Origin of the sequence: Micromonospora sp. MH33 (genome assembly GCF_003013775.1) — a bacterium.
In the GTDB taxonomy this organism is placed as follows: domain Bacteria; phylum Actinomycetota; class Actinomycetes; order Mycobacteriales; family Micromonosporaceae; genus Micromonospora; species Micromonospora fulviviridis.
In genome coordinates this window covers 1-1130 of the sequence record NZ_MUYZ01000649.1, presented here as the reverse complement: position 1 = coordinate 1130, position 1130 = coordinate 1, and the positions used below count along the sequence as shown (strand labels likewise).

General features: G+C 77.3%; 2 protein-coding genes. Both read right to left on the bottom strand.

The window, feature by feature from the left end; translation table 11 throughout:
- Nucleotides 1-47: 47 nt before the first annotated feature.
- A complete protein-coding gene (locus tag B0E53_RS36670; RefSeq protein ID WP_107079937.1) occupies nucleotides 48-860 on the bottom strand; it encodes an ABC transporter ATP-binding protein in 813 nt (270 codons plus the stop codon).
- A 29-nt stretch (nucleotides 861-889) separates the two neighbouring features.
- The coding region (locus B0E53_RS36665) for an iron chelate uptake ABC transporter family permease subunit (RefSeq protein WP_146167980.1) at nucleotides 890-1130 on the bottom strand (241 nt) is incomplete at its 5' end.

Genomic DNA, 1130 nt, shown 5'->3' with positions numbered 1-1130 from the left:
GCCCCGGCTGGGGCCGCCGCGGGGGACAGCGGCCCCGGCCGGGGTGGTCAGCTCGCCGCCACCGCCCGCCGGCGTGCCGTGGGCAGCACCAGCGGAGTGCCGGTCTCCGGGTCCGCGATGATCCGGCAGGGCAGCCCGAACACGTCCTCGACCAGCTCGGTGGTGACGATCCGGCGCGGGTCCCCGGCGGCCACCACCCGCCCGTCGCGCATGGCCACCAGGTGGGTGGCGTAGCGGGCGGCCTGGTGCAGGTCGTGCAGCACCGCCACCAGGGTGCGGCCCTGTTCCTCGTGCAGCCGGGCGCAGAGGTCCAGCACCTCGACCTGGTGGGCGATGTCCAGGTAGGTGGTCGGCTCGTCGAGCAGCAGCAGCGGCGTCTGCTGGGCCAGCGCCATGGCGATCCAGACCCGCTGCCGCTGCCCGCCGGAGAGCTCGTCGACCGGCCGGTCGGCCAGCTCGGCGACCCCGGTGTCGGCCATCGCCTGGTCGACCACCCGCTCGTCCTCGCGGGACCACTGCCGCAGCAGGCCCTGGTGCGGGTAGCGGCCCCGGGACACCAGCTCGGCCACGGTGAGCCCGTCGGGGGCCACCGCCGACTGGGGGAGCAGCCCGAGGGTCCGGGCGACCTGCCGGGCCGGCCGGCGGTGGATGTCGGCGCCGTCGAGCAGCACCGTGCCCCGGGCCGGGCGCAGCAGCCGCGCCAGGGCGCGCAGCAGCGTGGACTTGCCGCACGCGTTTGGCCCGATGATCACGGTGAAGGAGCCGTCGGGGACGGCCACCGTGAGGTCCTCGGCGACGGTGCGCCGGTCGTAGCCGAGGGTCAGCGCCTCGCCGACCAGCCGGGGGGTGTCGGGCCGCATGATGGTGGTTCCCTTCTCGTCGGGGCCGGTCATCGCCGGCCCCCGCGTTCGCCGGCGAGCAGCCAGGCCAGGTAGCCGCCGCCGAGCACGCCGGTGACCACGCCGACGGGCAGTTGCCGGCCGGCGACCGCGTGCTGGGCGAGCTGGTCGGCGGCGAGCAGCAGGGCCGCGCCGACGATCGCCGAGGGCAGCAGGTTCGGCCCGGGCGCACGGGTGAGCCGGCGGGCCAGGTGCGGGGCGGTCAGCGCCAGGAACGACACCGGCCCGGCG

Coding starts and splice junctions, on each gene's coding strand:
- B0E53_RS36670 (WP_107079937.1), bottom strand. CDS start 860: ATGCGGCCCGACACCCCCCGGCTGGTCGGCGAGGCGCTGACCCTCGGC.